General features: G+C 46.6%; 17 protein-coding genes, 1 tRNA gene and 3 pseudogenes. 10 read left to right on the top strand and 11 right to left on the bottom strand.

Annotated elements, in window-relative coordinates; all coding sequences use genetic code 11:
* Positions 1–117: 117 nt before the first annotated feature.
* Genes NQX30_04940 through NQX30_04930 form a run of 3 tightly spaced genes read right to left on the bottom strand, consistent with a single transcriptional unit; the run spans position 118 to position 1621 of the window.
* On the bottom strand, positions 118–588 hold the full coding sequence (locus NQX30_04940; GenBank protein ID MDM5147713.1) for an RnfABCDGE type electron transport complex subunit B: 471 nt from the start codon (positions 586–588) through the stop codon (positions 118–120).
* A gap of 17 nt (positions 589–605) precedes the next feature.
* Positions 606–1175: an electron transport complex subunit RsxA gene (locus NQX30_04935; protein MDM5147712.1), complete on the bottom strand. Its 570-nt coding sequence runs from the start codon at positions 1173–1175 to the stop codon at positions 606–608.
* A complete protein-coding gene (locus NQX30_04930) occupies positions 1175–1621 on the bottom strand; it encodes a molybdenum cofactor biosynthesis protein MoaE (GenBank protein ID MDM5147711.1) in 447 nt (148 codons plus the stop codon). Before NQX30_04930 ends, NQX30_04935 begins: the two co-directional genes overlap by 1 nt.
* A gap of 70 nt (positions 1622–1691) precedes the next feature.
* Between NQX30_04930 and NQX30_04925 the strand changes: the two genes are divergently transcribed.
* Both NQX30_04925 and ftsH read left to right on the top strand, forming a co-directional pair.
* A complete protein-coding gene (locus tag NQX30_04925; GenBank protein MDM5147710.1) occupies positions 1692–2312 on the top strand; it encodes an RlmE family RNA methyltransferase in 621 nt (206 codons plus the stop codon).
* A gap of 57 nt (positions 2313–2369) precedes the next feature.
* Positions 2370–4244, top strand: a complete 1875-nt coding sequence (ftsH, locus tag NQX30_04920; protein ID MDM5147709.1) for an ATP-dependent zinc metalloprotease FtsH — start codon at positions 2370–2372, stop codon at positions 4242–4244.
* 69 nt (positions 4245–4313) lie between these two features.
* On the opposite strand, the pseudogene NQX30_04915 reads toward ftsH, so the two are convergent.
* Positions 4314–4624: pseudogene (locus tag NQX30_04915) on the bottom strand (DUF1428 domain-containing protein).
* Between the two features lie 45 nt (positions 4625–4669).
* A complete protein-coding gene (locus tag NQX30_04910) occupies positions 4670–7537 on the bottom strand; it encodes a molybdopterin-dependent oxidoreductase (GenBank protein MDM5147708.1) in 2868 nt (955 codons plus the stop codon).
* A 136-nt stretch (positions 7538–7673) separates the two neighbouring features.
* Between NQX30_04910 and tsaD the strand changes: the two genes are divergently transcribed.
* Positions 7674–8660: a tRNA (adenosine(37)-N6)-threonylcarbamoyltransferase complex transferase subunit TsaD gene (tsaD, locus tag NQX30_04905; GenBank protein MDM5147707.1), complete on the top strand. Its 987-nt coding sequence runs from the start codon at positions 7674–7676 to the stop codon at positions 8658–8660.
* Positions 8661–8685: 25 nt separating this feature from the next.
* Here the strand turns inward: tsaD and NQX30_04900 are convergent.
* Positions 8686–8760: transfer RNA gene (locus tag NQX30_04900), tRNA-Val, on the bottom strand.
* Positions 8761–9084: 324 nt separating this feature from the next.
* Between NQX30_04900 and ahcY the strand changes: the two genes are divergently transcribed.
* The 5 genes and pseudogenes from ahcY (at position 9085) to NQX30_04875 (ending at position 14192) form a co-directional block, all read left to right on the top strand.
* On the top strand, positions 9085–10398 hold the full coding sequence (gene ahcY / locus NQX30_04895; protein MDM5147706.1) for an adenosylhomocysteinase: 1314 nt from the start codon (positions 9085–9087) through the stop codon (positions 10396–10398).
* Positions 10399–10683: 285 nt separating this feature from the next.
* Positions 10684–11606 (top strand): annotated as a pseudogene (locus NQX30_04890) (CoA ester lyase).
* 379 nt (positions 11607–11985) lie between these two features.
* Positions 11986–12225, top strand: coding sequence for a hypothetical protein (locus NQX30_04885; GenBank protein MDM5147705.1), 240 nt, complete (start codon positions 11986–11988; stop codon positions 12223–12225).
* Positions 12225–12836 (top strand): hypothetical protein, encoded by a 612-nt coding sequence (locus tag NQX30_04880; protein ID MDM5147704.1) that lies wholly within the window; start codon positions 12225–12227, stop codon positions 12834–12836. Before NQX30_04885 ends, NQX30_04880 begins: the two co-directional genes overlap by 1 nt.
* A 138-nt stretch (positions 12837–12974) precedes the next feature.
* A complete protein-coding gene (locus tag NQX30_04875; GenBank protein ID MDM5147703.1) occupies positions 12975–14192 on the top strand; it encodes an NADH:flavin oxidoreductase/NADH oxidase family protein in 1218 nt (405 codons plus the stop codon).
* Here the strand turns inward: NQX30_04875 and NQX30_04870 are convergent, their stop codons facing one another.
* Entirely contained in the window at positions 14193–14360 is a 168-nt protein-coding gene (locus tag NQX30_04870; GenBank protein ID MDM5147702.1) for a hypothetical protein, read from the bottom strand.
* On the opposite strand from NQX30_04870, the gene NQX30_04865 reads away from it, so the two are divergent.
* Positions 14359–15009, top strand: coding sequence for a DUF2182 domain-containing protein (locus tag NQX30_04865; protein MDM5147701.1), 651 nt, complete (start codon positions 14359–14361; stop codon positions 15007–15009). The two genes, NQX30_04870 and NQX30_04865, sit on opposite strands and share 2 nt — an antisense overlap.
* 145 nt (positions 15010–15154) lie before the next feature.
* Here the strand turns inward: NQX30_04865 and NQX30_04860 are convergent.
* Positions 15155–15814 (bottom strand): annotated as a pseudogene (locus NQX30_04860) (DUF3500 domain-containing protein).
* A gap of 157 nt (positions 15815–15971) precedes the next feature.
* On the opposite strand from NQX30_04860, the gene NQX30_04855 reads away from it, so the two are divergent.
* Positions 15972–16310, top strand: a complete 339-nt coding sequence (locus NQX30_04855; protein ID MDM5147700.1) for a hypothetical protein — start codon at positions 15972–15974, stop codon at positions 16308–16310.
* Here NQX30_04855 and NQX30_04850 read toward each other — a convergent pair.
* The 3 genes from NQX30_04850 to NQX30_04840 are packed head-to-tail and all read right to left on the bottom strand — an operon-like array spanning position 16277 to position 18572.
* Positions 16277–17695, bottom strand: a complete 1419-nt coding sequence (locus tag NQX30_04850) for a hypothetical protein (GenBank protein MDM5147699.1) — start codon at positions 17693–17695, stop codon at positions 16277–16279. The genes NQX30_04855 and NQX30_04850 overlap by 34 nt on opposite strands.
* Before the next feature lie 32 nt (positions 17696–17727).
* Positions 17728–18327, bottom strand: coding sequence for a phage tail protein I (locus NQX30_04845; GenBank protein ID MDM5147698.1), 600 nt, complete (start codon positions 18325–18327; stop codon positions 17728–17730).
* Positions 18328–18383: 56 nt separating this feature from the next.
* Positions 18384–18572, bottom strand: coding sequence for a hypothetical protein (locus NQX30_04840; protein ID MDM5147697.1), 189 nt, complete (start codon positions 18570–18572; stop codon positions 18384–18386).
* Between the last annotated feature and the right edge of the window lie 116 nt (positions 18573–18688).

Below are 18688 nucleotides of genomic sequence, written 5' to 3'. Positions count from 1 at the left end.
AAGAACATTCTGCAAAGTGAGCGTACCAAGTTTTAGCTTTTATCCTACTAAAACGAATTTTGAATTAATTTCCATTTATGCGGACGTAAAATAATAATTTGAAGAAATAAACTCGCTTTATTCAGGATGCATTTCAATACAATTTGTTGGGCAAGGAGGCAAACATAAACGACAGCCCACGCAGTGTTCGGTGATAACAGTGTGGCGATGACGTGTGGCACCAACAATTGCATCTGTCGGGCATACCGGTAAGCACAACGCACAGCCTACACAATCTTCTGCACGAATAACTGCTACCAGCCGCTGCGGCTGCTGCGGTATGAGTGGCGGCTCAACATTGAGCAATTGCGCTAACTGCTGCACGGTTTCCGAGCCACCGGGCGGGCATAGATTAATTTCCGCTTCGCCACAAGCAATTGCGGCAGCGTAAGGTCGGCAACCTGGGTAACCGCAGTCACCACATTGCAATTGCGGCAGCGCCTCGTTAAGTGCAGCAGTGAGAGGTGCTGTGCTATCTTGCAGAGTCGTACGTTGATACAAAAAGCCCAATAAACCGCCTGCTACGGCCATCAGCAGGATTAACGCCACTGTTGTCATTGCATTTGTTAAAAAATTCCGTGCAACCCTGAAAACGCCAGCGCCATCCAGCCTATTGTGATCATAGTAAGCGGTGCCCCGCGCATGGCTACCGGCACTTGCGAATCAGTTATGCGCTCGCGCACTAAGGCTAAGCACACCATTGCCAGCAAAAAGCCTACCCCACCGCCAAAACCACGCGCTACCGCTTCAATAAAAGAATCTGGTGACTTGCGCACCGCCAGCAACATTACCCCCAGCACCGCACAATTGGTCGCAATAAGCGGCAAATATAACCCCAGCATCCGGTGCATGAGCGGCATCCACAGGCGCATAGCTAATTCTGCTCCCTGCACTACTATCGCAGCTAATGTGATAAAAATAAGTGGCTGTAATGACGATATGTTTTGCAATAACGTAGCGTTGACAACCCACGCAGCAGCAGCGGATAGCGTGAGTACTGCAGCCGTCGCCACGCCAACACCAACGGCCACATCTAGCCGCTTGGACAGTCCAGTGAACGGACACAAACCTAACATTTTCGCCAAAATAATATTGTCGGCTAATGCGGCGGCGGCAATGACGGCGATGAGGCTCACTATTCCCAACGATTTCGGGCATCATCATCAGTATCGCGAGCATCCACCCAACGACAACCGGCCGTGGTTTCTTCTTTTTTCCAAAATGGCGCCTGTGTTTTAAGATAGTCCATGATGTAGGAACCAGCGGCAAAAGCATCAGCACGATGCGTAGTAGCCACACCAACAAAAACAATAATTTCTCCCGGCATCATGCGCCCGACACGATGACGTACCCGCACCGCCAACAGTGCCCAACGTTTTTCTGCTGCCACCGCAATATCTCGCAAAGCGAGTTCCGTCATGTCTGGATAGTGTTCCAACGTCATCGCCAGCACATCACCACCACGAACTGCTCCGCTAAAACACAGCACCGCACCGGCGTCACCAGCAGTAGCAGCGTGAATATGACCGCTTTCAGCGCCCGCATCAATGGGCGCATTATTAACAATGACAACAGGAGACATAAGCCCGATTTTAATCCGTTACTATTGTTTTTTTAGCATTGTCATCTTTGTGCCGAGATACAATACACTTGTGTCCCAAAAACGGCAATCCAAATCCGCGCAATGGCATCGCGTGCAGGAACAAGATACGCAAGTACGTGCTGCCCGTGCACAAGGGTACCGCTCACGGTCAGCATTTAAATTATTGGAAATTGATGCTCGCGAACGACTATTGCATTCAGATGTCCAAATTGCCGACTTGGGGTGCTCCCCTGGTGGCTGGCTGCAAGTGGCCACACAAAAAACCGACGGGAAGGTAGTAGGCGTAGATTTGCTTCCCACAAAACCAGTAGTAGGAGCACATATTTTGCAAGCGGACTTCACACAAGAAAAAACCATCGCAACAATATTAGAGTTATTTGACGGACGTGCCGATGTGGTGCTGTCAGATATGGCGCCAAATTTATCCGGAATTGCCGCGGCTGACCAAGCACGAGCCGCAGAGTTGGTACGAGCAGCGATGAATTTTGCCTTACGTGTATTGCCGCCAACGGGACGCTTTTTGTCCAAAGGATTTCAAGGAGATGATTTTCCCTTATTGTTAGAAGAAATGAAAAAACAATTTATGACAGTTAAAATATTGCATCTACAAGCAAGCCGTGCCGCCAGCAAAGAAGCGTATTTTCTTGCCAGAGGTGTGCGAAAAGCGTAGAATCAGAAAATCATGCATCCGGCAATCAGGACCTTTATTATATGGACGATGCTTTTCATGGGCGTCGTTTTTTTGTTTGGCCAATTACGTGGCAATATTGGCGATGACAGCATCCCCTACTCTGAGTTTATGCGTCGCGCCGAAGAGGGGCTGTTTGTACGCGTCAAAATTGATGGCTCTGAATTAAAGGGGCGCACAGAAACCAACGAAATTGTCACTGCCCACGCGCCCAGCGATGTGTTTATGGCGTCTGACTTGCGCAAAGCAGGCGTGGAAGTGGAAGCCACTCCAGAAGAAGAAAGATCTTTTCTTTTCACTATTTTCGTTTCTTGGTTTCCCATGCTATTGCTTATCGGCGTGTGGATATTTTTTATGCAGCGTATGCAAGGTGGCGGACGTGGCGGTGCTTTTTCATTTGGCAAAAGTCGCGCTCGAGTCATGGACGAAAATGAAAATCGTGTGACATTTGAAAACGTAGCCGGCTGTGAAGAAGCAAAAAACGAAGTCAGTGAATTAGTTCAATTTTTGCGCAAGCCCGGACGTTTTCGCAAACTGGGCGCCAAAATCCCGCGCGGCGTGCTGATGGTAGGTAGCCCGGGAACTGGAAAAACGTTGCTAGCACGCGCGATTGCCGGCGAGGCAAAAGTGCCTTTCTTTTCTATTTCCGGTTCTGATTTTGTGGAAATGTTCGTAGGGGTCGGCGCTTCTCGTGTGCGCGACATGTTTGAACAATCCAAAAAAAGTGCGCCGTGCATCGTTTTTATAGACGAACTTGACGCCGTTGGTCGCCAGCGTGGTACCGGACTTGGTGGTGGTAATGATGAGCGTGAGCAAACACTCAATCAGCTATTAGTTGAGATGGATGGATTTGAAGAAAACACTGGCGTCATCATTATTGCTGCCACCAACCGACCTGATGTATTGGATCCAGCATTATTGCGCCCCGGACGCTTTGACCGGCAAGTGGTAGTGCCACTGCCAGATATTCGTGGGCGTGAAGAAATCTTGCTCGTGCACATGCGCAAGGTATCTATTGGTCGTGATGTAGATGCCAAAGTGGTAGCTCGTGGTACGCCGGGCTTTGCTGGCGCCGACTTGGCCAATCTAGTAAACGAAGCAGCGCTGTATGCTGGGCGCTGCAAACGCAAAATCGTACGCATGACTGATTTTGAGTTCGCCAAAGAAAAAATTATCATGGGTGCCGAACGTCGTTCCATTGTTATGCCAGAAAAAGAACGAAAAAACACCGCCTATCACGAGTCAGGACATGCCGTTGTCGCGCGACTATTACCTGAAACCGATCCAGTACACAAAGTTACTATCGTTCCACGAGGGCGAGCATTAGGTGTAACTATGCAATTGCCAGCCGAAGATCGCTACAACATGACTGAATCCCAAATCTTGGGCAATATTTGTGTTTTACTGGCTGGACGTATAGCTGAAGAGCTGTTTATGAGTCAAATGACTACCGGCGCCTCTAACGACTTTGAACGCGCCACGACAATGGCGAGACGAATGGTGACACAGTGGGGCATGAGCAAAAATATGGGCACTATGGTGTACAGTGAAGATGAAGGCGAAGTATTTTTGGGACGTTCCATTTCTTCTCAGCGACAAGTATCTGAAACTACCATGCGCGAGGTGGACGCCGAGATTCGCCGTATTATTGACGATCAATATACTCGCGCACGAAAGCTGCTAGAAGATAATCGTGACAAAGTAGAAGTTATGACAAAAGCATTATTGGACTGGGAGAGCATAGATGAGAAGCAAATTAACGCCATTATGGAAGGACGCCCGCCAGAACCGCCACAGGAGTCTCCTCCTACGCCACCGGCGGATCTAGATAACGATGAAGAAGATGATGAAGACGAAAAATCAGACGAAAAGAAAAATTCGAATATCGGTGATGAGGAAGTAAAAGCTGCTTAGCATTGAGCTCAATCGGTATGTGCTTAGATACTTTCTCAGCACGCAAACGTAAATAAAACCAAATTATTATTACTCAGCAATTACCTCAAAACCGCCAAATATAATTCTCTTACCATCAAAGAGCATCTGATTACCGGGAGGATGCATACGCGGATCGGCCATCGATTTTTTCATACAAATACAACCGCCTCATCTTCTTTGCATTTAACCGCCATTGGAAATGATGTATTTTTTCCTTCTGGCACTTCATCACCCCAACACTGAACAGTTTTCAGCGCGCCGTTCTCCTTAAAAACTGCCGCTACCTTAACCGCGTGTTCTTTGTAACTATCTTTGTTTGCTGTAGGCACGGCAGCAATGTACCCGTCAACATAAGCCATATTATTTTCTCCTTTTGTTGGCAAATCAATATTTTTTATCGTAGATTATTTACGGAATAATGTATCAAGAAATGTGCGATGCAAATTAACGGCAGAACCCGCAATGTAGCGCAACGGTTTCTCATTTTCTTGCGCCATATTGGGTAGTGTAGCAAATGCCGACGAGTGCGATAAAGCGGTAATTTCCTCGGCGCGCATTTTAGTAATATTGATTCGCAAGTCATACCACGCCGCTTGACCGGTAATTGGATCACTGTTACTAAGCGGTGACTCATCGTTTACCGGCGGCAACCACTCACCAATAAGGCTGTTTAATAAAAATCCTTCCACGCTCTCATTGGCGTTTGCTGCCAGCCCCCAAGCACCCGCACCTTTACCAATGGCATTCCACGTCCATACCGTATCAGCAGCTACGCCGTCCATACAACGTGCGCGCGCCGCCACTTTACCAATGCGCGACGACAGCCAGACCCAATCATCGTCAGCAATACCCATTTCAGCAGCACGAGTGCGATTAATGTGAATATGGTTGTCAGCAGCAATTTGGCGCAACCACGCATTTTGAGAATCCCACGAATGATACATAAACATAGGTCGTTGAGTAACGGCATAAAATGGATAACTATCGCCATCCTGCCGTGCTTGCTCTAACGGACGATAGTAAAATGGTAACGGTCGGCAATACTCGCGCAAGCGGCGACGTTGGTATTCTTCAGGTGGAACGTGTTCACCCATTCCCTCTCCGGCGCGCTGAAATTTTCGCAGGGTTTCGCTGTATAGCTCAATCACTATCGGAGCATCGCTTTCTGTCCATCCGGCACGTTTGGCATATTGCAAATAATCACGATTGGCAAAGCGAAAATAACGCGTTGATGGTGGCAACTCTTCCCGAAAAAAGCATTCATTATCAATATATCGCTGCCATTGGTCAGGATTAGGCGCTCCCCGCAGAGGTTCGTCACCGTTTTCTCCCCGCCAACCAGCCAAAAAACCAATGCCAGGAGCTTTTTCCCAGCGAGTAATAAAATCCTTGTAATCAGCGTAGCGTGGCGCGCCATTTTCACCGGTAAAAACTGGAAATTGCAATCGCCCTGCCAACTCTACCAACACCTCCTGCCACGGACGAGTATTATATTGCGGCTCCACCACCGGTGCGCGAATCGCGTCACAAGCAGCGTGCGGTTCGGAAATAGGACGATCTAACATAGAGATGGTGTCATGACGCTCTAAATAAGTAGTGTCAGGAATTACCAAATCGGCATAATTCACCATTTCGGAATGAAAAGCGTCACTCACCACAATAAATGGAATGGTGTAATCGCCGTTGTCTTCTTTGGCGGTGAGCATGGCGACAGTACCGTCCGTATTCATGGAAGAATTCCACGCCAGATTCGCCATAAAAATCATTAAAGTATCAATGGCGTACGGATTTTTACGAGCCGCGTTGGCAATAACCATATGCATGGCACCGTGTGCCGATAGTGGCGCGTCCCATGAAAAAGCGTGATCAATCCGCAATGGTTTACCGGCGGCGTCCACCGCCAAATCTTCCGGTCCACGCGGAATACCAAGCGGTGGTGCCGACAGTGGTTGTCCAGACGCACTGCGGTTAGCTGGTTTGGGTACCGCTGGTGGATGCTTCGGATACGGAGGTTTAGCCAAGTGCCCACCCGGACAATCCATACTTCCCAAAAGCGCTTGCAAAAAGTGAATAGCGCGACAACTTTGAAAGCCGTTGCTATGCGCTGACACGCCACGCATCGCGTGCATAGAGACTGGCCTCCCAACAAACGATTCGTGTTGCCTTCCGGCACTATCTATCCACGGCGTATTCACTACCACCGGCTGTGAAAAAGCCACATTGGCAAGCTCGCGCGCGAGGCGGCGAATAGTTGCCGCCGGCACACCACAGTGCGCCGTCATAGCTTCCGGCGAGTTCGATTCATCTAAATATTGTGTCATTGCCAAAGTCATGGCAGTACGCACAGACCTGCCGTCAGCAAGAGTGTATTCTCCAACTAATGCCGGACAAATGTCACATTTTTGCGCATCCATCACCACATTATTTTCTAAACACCACGCCAATGGGCGACCATCGCTGTCGCGTACAAAAAGACCTTCGTCATCTACCAACCATGATAGATTGGTGTATCTAATTAAAAATTCCTCATCAATACGCCGTTCGCTCAGTAATACGTGGATAAATGCCAGTGCCAAAGCACCGTCACCGCCGGGAGTAATTGGCACCCATTCATCGGCAATTGCCTGGTACCCTGTGCGCACTGGATTAATCGCAACGATTTTGACACCGCGCTCTTTAAGTTTTTTCAATCCAATTTTGATGGGGTTGGAAGCGTGATCTTCGGCCACTCCCCAAAGCATAAAATATTTGGTTTGCTCCCAATCAGGTTCGCCAAATTCCCAAAACGAATAACCGTGAGTGAGCAACCCAGCAGCTGCCATGTTAACCGAACAAAACCCACCATGCGCTGCCCAATTGAGTGTACCAAACTGCGTCGCCCATAACCCAGTGAGCGCTTGCATTTGGTCACGCCCTGTAAAAAATGCCAGTTTGTTAGGATCGTCAGCACGAATGGTAGCTAATCGCTGAGTCAGTGTATCCATCGCTTGTTCCCACGACACTTCCACAAATTCACCGCTACCACGCTCACTGCCCGGCTTGCGCATGAGAGGAGCTCGCAATTTAGCAGGTGAATATTGCTTCATTATGGCGGCATTGCCTTTGCCGCATAGCACCCCGCGATTGACAGGATGATTGGGATTGCCTTGGACAAAACGAATTTTGCCATCTTCAAGCGTTACTCGCACCCCACAACGGCAGGCACACATGTAGCAGGTAGTATATTTGTGTTCTTGTTTGGCGTGTTTTTCAAAAGCGGGGAGATTGTTCATCCTACCATTTTCCCATAATTGACAACTGTAATTTAAGTTAGAATTATTTGCGCTTTCGCTACAATCGTTTTATAACCTAATAGCATAGCTATTTCGCCTACAGCCATCATTATTTTTTTATTTTTACCGCGCATTTATGGAAAAAGTCATTCTCGCATTTGAAACATCGTGTGATGAAACCGCCTGCGCTTTGTACTCAAAACAACGCGGACTACTTGGCGAACGAGTGTATTCACAATGGCGAAGACACCGCCCCTATGGCGGCGTAGTACCGGAACTGGCTTCGCGCGATCACCTACGGCGGGCGTTACCGCTAGTTGATGACTTGTTAAAAACTACCAACGTCCGACCAACCAAAATCGCCTACACACGCGGTCCCGGACTAGCCAGCGCGCTACTGGCTGGTGCCACAGTCGCGAGTGGACTAGCTTTCACCTGGGGATTGCCACTAGTCGGTGTAAATCATCTAGCCGGACACTTACTATCACCACTATTATCTAATCCACATTTTGCTTTTCCCTATTTGGCATTGCTGGTATCCGGCGGCCATACACAACTGTGGCAGGTAAAATCTCCGGACTCATTACTACTACTGGGAGAAACGCTGGACGATGCCGCCGGCGAAGCTTTTGATAAAACAGCAGTATTACTGGATTTGGGTTATCCGGGCGGCGGTGCGCTAGAAAAACTTGCAGCAACTGGTAACACCGAACGTTTTTCTCTACCCTCTCCGGCTCAGCCTAATTGCCAGTTTAGTTTCAGCGGCCTCAAAACCGCTGTGCGACGACTGGCGGCAAAACAAGACTGCGATGATGATGCCGTACGCGCCGACATTGCTGCCTCGTTTCAAGCAACAGTAGCGCGCGGACTGGCGCGTCAAGTATCGCAGGCGATTGAAAAACTTGGCGCTGAGCGATTAGCCATCGTGGGTGGAGTTGCGCAAAATAAATACGTGCAAAACACGTTGCAAGCAGTGTGCGCAGCAAAAAATACAGAACTGTGTTCGCCACTGCCGATGCATTGTGGAGATAATGCCGCCATGATTGCGCTAGCGGCGGCATTTCAATCTATTTCCTCCGACCACGAATATCGTTTTGGTGTGGAGCCGGGATTTGCCGTGTGATGAGGAAATAAAAACACAAAAACTGTGGTGGGCGCTGAGGGTTTCGAACCCCCGACATTCGCCGTGTAAGGACGACGCTCTCCCGCTGAGCTAAGCGCCCACAGTGGAAAGCCTAATTATAATAATTAGCAACGAATATCAAAAGTTATTCTATTTTGGTTAATCTTTTTTGACGCCGTTGTCGCCGTCAGCTTATGTTTTTCTTACGAAAAATGAGATTCAAAAATCCAGCTGCTAACAGTTGAACTTTCATCACTTTGCTACTTCTTTATAATCTACAAAAGCGGCACGTTAGGATGACACAAAGCCTGCACCGCACATTGCCTAGTTGTCAAAATGGCGGAGACAGCAGCTCGTCTCTATCATTTTTCCGGCACTTGCTTTAAAATCAACTTTTATCTAATTTCGCTGGGAGAATACACGAATGACTTTGCCTGCCACAAATATTGAACAGGATTACGCTGTTGCCGACATTTCGCTTGCCGACTGGGGGCGTCGCGAAATTACCATTGCCGAAACTGAAATGCCTGGCCTCATGCAATTACGCCGCGAAATGACCGCCGATAAACCATTGGACGGAGCTCGCATTACTGGTTGTCTACACATGACAGTACAAACCGCCGTATTGATTGAAACGCTTACTGCGTTAGGCGCTAGTGTGCGTTGGTCATCGTGCAATATTTTTTCCACACAAGACCACGCCGCCGCTGCTATTGCCGCCACCGGCGTTCCCGTTTTTGCGTGGAAAGGTGAAACCGAAGCGGAATATGAAGAATGCTTAGAACGCACTTTTTTTGGTCCCGGCGGCTGGAGCCCGAACATGATATTGGACGACGGCGGTGATGCTACTTTTTTTATACACGAAAAGCATCCCGAATTAGCCGACAAATTGCTGGGCGTTTCCGAAGAAACGACCACCGGTGTTCAACGACTCTACGACATGCACAACAAAAACACCCTCAAGTGTCCGGCGTTTAACGTCAATGACTCGGTGACCAAATCCAAATTTGACAATCTGTACGGCTGCCGAGAATCTTTGGTAGACGGCATTAAACGGGCAACTGATGTAATGGTAGCCGGAAAAATCGCCATTGTTTGCGGCTATGGCGACGTTGGCAAAGGTTCGGCACAGTCGCTGCGTGGGTTGGGTGCTACAGTGTGGATTGCCGAAATAGACCCGATCTGTGCGCTGCAGGCAGCGATGGAGGGATATCGCGTGGTAACCGTAGATGATGCCTGTGAGCAAGCTGACATTATTGTTACAGCCACCGGCAATGTGGATATTGTTACTGTTGAACATGCACGACGCATGAAAAACAACGCAATTTTGTGCAACATCGGTCATTTTGATTCCGAAATTCAAGTTGCCGAACTGCGCAAGAAATGCCGCTTTGAAAATATCAAGCCACTGGTAGACCACGTTGTATTTGCTGATGGCAAGCGCATTATTTTGCTCGCCGAAGGACGGCTGGTAAATCTCAGCTGCGCTACCGGTCACCCAAGTTTTGTCATGTCGGCATCTTTCACCAATCAAGTCATGGCGCAGATTGAATTATTTACCAATCCAAGCAAATATGCAGTGGATGTACATGTACTACCCAAACATTTAGATGAACGAGTAGCGTTATTACACCTGCCACATGTCGGCGCCAATCTCACCACGTTGAGTGACAAACAATCTGCTTATATTGGGGTAAAAAAAGAAGGGCCGTTTAAGCCAGTACATTACCGATATTAACCTCACAAATATTAGAGGAAGAGCCGCGTAAGCGGTTTTTTCTTTGTGTCAATTTCAATTATAAAATTTCAGCACCCTACACAAACGCGTATTTTCAATGACTTATTCCACAATTAGAAGAAGTGAATACAACTATCTTCAATTGTGGTACCTTCGTCATTTCCAACACAAGTGTATGACAGTGTGGCGATAAATTACGTTTGCTTTCCCACGCTGTTTGCTCTAAAAGCGACTGTTTATTAAATTCACGTTGATTTTCTCAATCTTTTTTTATAAGGAGATGTAATGAGTCACACAATTTTTCAACCAGCACAAACCCGCCTGCAGCGGCCGGGCTCCATGCCAGCAATGATTCAAAAAGCAGCAGACAGTGCCGCCGATTATGTGTTTTTGGATATGGAAGACGCCGTAGCACCGGCAGACAAAGAAAAGGCGCGCAGCAACATTATTCAGGCACTCAATGATATTGACTGGAAAGCAAAGGGAAAAACTATTTCCATTCGCATTAATGGTCTGGATACACACTATATGTACCGTGATGTAGTTGATACGTTAGAGCAGGCAGGGGCCCATTTAGACACAATTTTAGTACCCAAAGTTGGCGTTGCCGCTGATTTGTATGCGGTGGACATGCTCTGCAACCAAATTGAACAGGCAATGGGATACACTCACCGCATCGTTTTGGAAGCACTGATAGAAACCGCGCTGGGAATGGCCAACGTTGAAGCCATTGCCCAATCCAGCCGGCGACTGGAAGCGTTACACTTTGGCGTCACCGATTATGCTGCTAGTTGTCGTGCACGCACAGTAGTTATTGGCGAACTTAATCCTGATTATCCGGGCGACCAATGGCATTTTGCACTGTCACGTATGACGGCCGCTTGCCGCGCCTATGGATTACGCGCAATTGACGGTCCTTTTGGAGATTTTAACGATTCAGATTCTTTCATGCTAGCTGCCCGCCGTGCGGCGTCTTTAGGTATTGAAGGTAAATGGGCGATTCATCCTTCACAAATCTCACTTGCCAACGAGGTATTTTCTCCACCGCCGGCGGAAGTTGCCGCGCCCAAGCGATTTTAGCAGCGCTAAAAAGCGCAGCAGCAGAAGGACGCGGTGCCGCACAGCTAGACGGAAAAGTGATTGATGCCGAATCCGCCCGCATGGCCGAAAACGTAGTCAATATAGACAACCTCATTAAATCTCCCTAATAGCTAATTACAATTAATTACTGAAAAAAAGAGGAATACCGCTATGGACATTCATTTCCTAAAGAAGTGTTGTTTGATACGAACCGGATGAAACAGTTATTTCATAATAAATGGTTTTTTGTAGGAACTCGTGGAGATGTACCTGAAAAAATGAATTATTTATCTTTTGAATTACTAGAAAATTCTCATTTTTTAATACACGGTACTGATGGCGTAATTCGATGCATGTAAATCGCTGTGCCCATTAAAGCGCTCGATTGGTGACAAAAAATGTTGGCAAATGTTCTTCATCAATTGTCTGCCCTAACCATCAATTGTCTGCCCTAACCATCAATGGTCTTATAACCTAAATGATGGTAGCCTACGCCATGCAGCAAGAATGCCTAAAGAATTTATGTATTCCGATGCAGGAAAATCCTGCAAACTTGATAGTGTTCCACTTCAAGAAGTTGAAGGTTTATTGTTTGCTTGTCTCGAAAATGATGAACAATGTAAAGAAGACATGACGAATGTACAAAAACTGATTAATCCATACATCCATCATTATCACCTCGGTAAAGACGAATATAAACTAGCCTACCATGAGCGTGTAGAAATCGATGCTAATTGGTTGGTGTAATGCTCAACAATCGCGAATGCTGTCATTGTCAGGCTAACAATAAGGGACTACTCAAGCTATTTAGTGATAATAGTTTTAATGGAAGCAAAGACCTTGAATATTTAAAAATATTCAACCAAGCAACCAAAAAATGGGAGGCGAAAGGATTGCTGTGGAAAGAACAGGCGTTTGATACACATGATAGTTGTCGTATTGCCAGATATCCGATGAAGAAAGGCCATAAATCAACTAGTTTTGATGGAAAACCGTGTAGCGCAAGGTTGATAGGTCCTCACAAAGAGTACGAAGGAACATTGTCGTTTTGGTTCAATCCAAACGGATGGATTCATTTTGTCAGCGACCATATTGCAACTAATTGGATATTACCTTTGAATGAATATAAGTGTGTTCTTTATACCAGTTGGATTGTGCATAAAGATGCAGTAGAAGGAAAAGATTTTGAGCGTAAGCATATGACTAGTGTGTGGAAAGTAACAAACACTGAAGACGAAAATCTTTGTAAATCAATGACTCAAGGAGCTCTTTCTGATTACTATCGCCCAGGTGTTTTTTCTGATGACGAGCGTCACTGCAAACAATTTTGCGATTGGTATATGAAATATTCAAACTAAAACTTAATTCAGAACGCATGCTCTCAGCAGCAAACACAACTGAAAAATCATGTCTATCCAAGCGTAAGAAAGTTCTGATTAATGTTTTAATAAAATTTCTCTTTCTGTAGAAGTTAACTACTTAAAATTTAATTTTCTATGAAAAACTCAAATTCCATTCATATTCTTCAAAGTTTGCTAAAACTTCCTTGTGGCGCTATTTTTAAAAATCGCTTAGCCAAGTCTGCCATGTCGGATTCGCTTGGGAATGGTGAGGGTGACCCCACCAAAGCACAGATTCGACTTTACGAAAGATGGGCAGAAGGCGGAGCCGCTGTTTCTTTTATCGGTGAAGTCCAAGTAGATCCTCGATTTCCTGAAAAACCGGGAAATTTAGTTCTCAGTACAGAGACAGATCAAAAAATGATACGGTCACTTACCAAGAGAGGCGTGATTGAGGGCGCTCATCTCTGGGTACAACTCGGTCATGCTGGAGCTCTTTCACACCTGCCCATTAGTTGTCCCAAGGGGCCATCCGCCCTTAATATTGAAGGTCTTCAATGTGCTGGCATGTCAATTAAAGAAATAAAAAAATTACCTGATATGTATGCAAAAGCTGCATTACATGCACAGACTGCCGGATTTAGCGGCGTTCAAATACATGCCGGACATGGTTTTCTACTCAGTCAATTTCTATGTCCACTGTTTAATTACCGGAATGATGGCTACGGAGGTTCAATCGAATCACGATGCCGTATAGTAATCGAAATAATAGACGAAGTACGGCATGCCGTTGGTCCGTCGTTTCCTATCGGAATTAGGATTAATTCGACAGATAAAATAGAAGGAGGCTTGACAGAAACTGATGCTTTAAAAGTAGTACGCCTGCTCGATCAAACATCTATAGATCTGATTGATATTAGCGGAGGAACTTATATCCCTATGGCAAAAGCAAGCTCTGACAGCTCAAGCCAAGAACCATACTTTATTAATTTTGCCCAACTCGCAAAAGAGATAACTCGCGTGCCACTGATGGTGACTGGGGGATTCAAAAGACGCGAGCAAGCAATAGAGGCAGTAGCTAGTGGCGCAGCTGATATGGTAGGTTTAGCACGCGCTATGGTTCTCAATCCACGACTGGCAGAAACTTGGTTGACCGAAACCGGGGGAAATCCTGATTTCCCAAAATTTGAGTCTGCACCTCCAGGTGGGATAACGAATTGGTACACTATGCGATTAACGGATTGGGGTGAAAATCGAGAAAATGAGTTAACGTTAGATCTTCCTTCTGCCACCCGTATCTACGAAGAGCGTGATGCACAACGCTGCATTAAATGGAAAGAAAAATTTTCTCATTTGCACACATCAAAAAATTAATTAAACCTTTCTTAACTCGCGAGCAAAATTATATTTCGCCTTGTTCACCGGCATGTTTTCACTATGACATAATGCAACCGTGAGAAAGAAAGCAAAAGTTAAGACGATTTCCGTATTTTTAGTTTGTGCAACACTGTTAGCAATTTGCTGGTGGATAACCGTCATCATGTCGCTAGATTTTTACCGACTGCCACACCTACGAGGCGATTGGCAAAACGCTTCTTGGGGTCTGCTGTTCGTCATGTGGGGCGTGATGATGGCAGCCATGATGCTACCATCAGCGATTCCGTTAATGAGTTTATTTTGTCGCTATTGCCAAGTACGTGAAGAAAAAATTTTCGTGCCGGCAACAATGATAATGCTAGGCTATATACTGCCTTGGTTCGCGTTTAGTGCCGGCGCATCTACTGTGCAACTGTGGGCGGCGCGGATGGAAATGATTGACAACAATACCATGGCGCTGGCTGGTGCTATCCCTCGTGCTACATTTTTTTTCATTGCTGGTGCATACCAATTCACACCGCTGAAATTTTCCTGTTTACGTCGCTGCCAACATCCTGCTATCTTTTTGATGATGAACTGGCGGCACGGCACGAGAGGTGCATTCCTGATGGGCGTACACAACGGTCTTTTTTGCACCGGCTGTTGTTGGGCGTTGATGCTACTTTTATTTGTTAGCGGCGTGATGGATTTACGCTGGATTATCGCACTCACCTTTTTTTCCTTAATTGAAAAAACATCACCCTTGTCTCCACGCATGACGGCTTATGCGGTTGGCACTGTGCTCATTGGCATGGGAATCGCACAATTGTTTTAAACTCACCACACGACCACTGCCACTCTTGGTGGAGGCATGTATCAAACACGGTAGCTACAATAATGAAAGTCTAGGCGACCAGCACCTTACTTTTACCCAACATCTACATCAAAAACCTTAAAGTGTTCAGCGAAAATACGATGTATTAGTGCTCTTCTAAAATATGCCTCTGAAGCCAATTCTCACCATAATCGTTAAACGAGTCACGGATAATAATGTGAGGGAGGGTATTCCAGTCAAACCCAGTATGCTGGTTAACGAAATTAATTAAAATTGCAGGTTCGTAAATCTGATAAAAAATATTTTCAACGCCGTCAGTCGGCCCCATCCACATAAAACTTAATTTATCAAGACCTCCCTTTTGTATTTTTTCCAATTGAGCTTTGGCCACATCAAAATCAGCATTACGCACGTATTCTTCAATCAATATCCAAAGTAATTTTTGCTGTTCATCAAACAAGTTCTTTGCACTGATTCCTTACGCTTTAATCGGCTTATCTTTTGTTCCCAGACCACGAAACGCAAGAGCACCAAATTTATTAAACATAACCTCTTCAGCAGCTATTGCTGTTTTTTTCTGTTCATTATTCATTGCGTTAATCAATTCCAAACCGCGATTGCCTTCGTGAGATAAAAAATCATGCCCAGCATAAGCACCATTTCCGATAACTCCCGGATCAGCACCGTAAAACATGGGAATAAAAGTCGCCTTACCATTAACAACCGTAAAGTTAGCTGCCAAATGATGCTCCGTCATCATGTAGCTCCGCCGTTTTTCCGTTCGGGGATCACCAGAAAATGACACCCAATAATTAATACTCCTAAAGATTGATTTTTAACGAAAAAATTTAGTGGAATTAAGTTCCCTGTTTTCACCTTCACATTTCAGCTCATCGTCTCCACGCACAGCTCCCCAGATTTTTTTGGTTGCCCTGTGAGCTAGTTGATGCAATCAACAATGTATGAATAATTTTATTTGCTCCATAGAAAACCGTCCTTCGGAAGCCCGTTGCGTGCAACTGAGCTTACCGGAGCATTTGGCCAAGCAACTCGTTTTGTATCGTCGTCAAATGGAAAGACCATGCACCGATTTGCTATTTGCTAAGGCTTTGGATAAGACCGCCGCCATTATTGACATCGGCGGTGGTAACAGCAATTTGGTAAACTTCTTGCTTAACGACAGATATACAAATATCACTGTGTTGATTATAAAAACAAACAATAAAACGGAAAGAAAAAAGCGTGGCGGAAAAATGTGGCTTGTTCCTTATTTTTTAATGCCCCAAAAAAGCACTATGTAGGGGATATCAAAGTTACGTGTCGCCGCAGTGTAACTGAACGTCGTGGACGTCTGCCGTTCGATATAACCATGCTCTTCGCGTTCGCCGATATAGAACCGATTGCCTGCGTTAAATAACGACCCCGGCATGGCGTACGCCCCGCCTACCGCGTCTGTATTTTCAGTGTTGGGGTCCGCCACAACACCCAACATGAAATAATCTAACCATTCCCCCTCGCTTATTGACATATTCGCCGCCGATAAGCTAGATCCTGACCATAACGTTATTGGTTCTGGCAGCAGCATCGATGAAGGTCTCACCGCAGCCGCCACATTCTCGCGGGACGAAACCTCTGTGTCTGTAGCAAATCGCATCACGCCTTGCTTGCTGTCTGTCGCCTGCGGTACACTCGCGGGTAAGTCTATTGCGATGATAGCTATCGCCTGCGCTCTGTCCTCATATCCTACTACCCTGCCGACTTGACGGCTTATCGCTGTTGCCGGAGGCGACACACTTAAAACTACATTACCATAAGAACTCACCAATTCTACCGGTGCTGCGGATGATGACGATACCGGTAAGGTTGCTGACAATTGCCAGCCATCTTGGCTGGCGTTGGGCTCGTAGAGGCGGGCTTTAATCACGCCGATATACTTCGCACGCAACTTATCAGTGGCGTTTATGGCGGTCGCTGACGGCCGCGGGATTAGACCTATTTGCGGCGTTAATGATTGCAGGTGTTCTATAGCATTGGTAGCTGTTAATGGCTCTAACCCTGAGCCACTCGAAATTACAGCCAATATATCATGAGTGTTACCACCCGCGCCCACGGGGGTAGTTAGTGCCGCATAATAATATAACGTGTTCGCCGCTAGGCTATCTGTGAATAATAATCCATCACCGGACGGATTACCCACAACTGCCATGCAGGGGTCTATTTCCTTTGGCGTGTCCTCCAATCGGACAAATTCATTATTGAATGTGATCGCTGCTGTTTGGCCAAAAGTTATACTGGCGGCCGGGGTCGTGTCAAATCTGACGGCGAGCGCTAGGCGGGCGTCTTGACCCGCTAATTTCCTAAATTCAACCTCGCCCGCCGCAGTTGACCAGTAAGCAAAAACAAACTCTGAGTCTTCTATTTGCGCGATAATCGCTACCTCACTGGCGTCTATAGCCGCGGCCCCGGTAAATATAGCGCTGCCCGCTATCTCCCCCGTTTGCGCGTTGACATCACCGACAAAATCACCGGTGGCTACTGCTGTAACTAATCCTACTTCGGTGCCATCGGGTACTCTACTGCCTTCTCCCAGTTGGATGTGTGTTATACGAATTGCACGAGTGCCCGTATTGGCGGGGTCAACTAGTAAGCTTCTCGCGGCGGCGGATATGGTGAGGTTAATGGCCATTTAATTTTCCTTTAATTGTTCTTTATTTAAACCTAAACTACGATTGTCCAGTCGCTGGCGACTCTAGTTCGCGCGCGGCCTAGTGTCTCCCAAACACCGCCGACGGTTACGTATATGTCGCCCTGGCTCGATGCTTGAGTTATCACTTGATAATGAACGCTGGCGCGTTTATTATTTTCTATTATTTTTTTCGTTTGGTGCGCTTGAGCACCGGCGGCGATGGAGTTAATTATTATTACCATTGTGAACGGTAACGGGTTACCGTTTGCCTGAAACTCTGTCGGCCAGCTCGCGCCGTCGGCTTCATACCAATGCCTGATTTGAACGTATATTCCAGCTGTTGCTAGCGCGCCGATTACCGCTTGGTCTGTCCCTTTTATCCTGTGGAGTTCTGCGGCTTCACGGAGAACTTCTCGCTTGCTGTCGTCCGACCATTCTGCGTCCCATCTGTCTACGCTTAGCGCGTAAGCTAAGACTGATAGGAGTTCGGGGGTGATTGTGTCCGGATTGTATAGTGAGGAGATTAGGCCGTTGGTGCCGCTTGCTCGGGGGATTTTTGCTAACCTATTATCGGTACTCTCGTCTAGCCGGCGCTCCGCGCCGCTGCTTGTTGTGGGGAGGATTGTCGGCATTTAAGATTGCACACTCATCCTAAGCTTCTCCCTAAGGAGAAGAAGGGTATTTTTGTTCATAGTAATTTTGCGGCTATTACGCCGATTACTATGCCTGCCGCTAAAGTTCCCGCTAGGTGCGGCCATGTCTTTTCGTCAATTCGGTTGTCCAGCTCGTCTATGTGAAGCTCTATTGCCTCCTTTAAATTCGATGCGTGGTCGCCCGTTGCATTTGTCAATTCTTTCACTCGTGCCCGGATTGTCATTGTCGATTTTTTTAATATTTCATTTTTTTTCATTTTTTTTCATTTTTTAAGTGTCAAATCATTTCTCGGTAATGAACGCGGCTCAAACTCCGTCTAAGCTGCCAAGAACATTGTGT

The sequence above is a fragment of the Candidatus Persebacteraceae bacterium Df01 genome, from assembly GCA_030386295.1.
In the GTDB taxonomy this organism is placed as follows: Bacteria; Pseudomonadota; Gammaproteobacteria; order Tethybacterales; family Persebacteraceae; genus Doriopsillibacter; species Doriopsillibacter californiensis.
The sequence above is the reverse complement of the archived record's forward strand: the minus strand, read 5'-3'. Positions and strand labels throughout refer to the sequence as shown.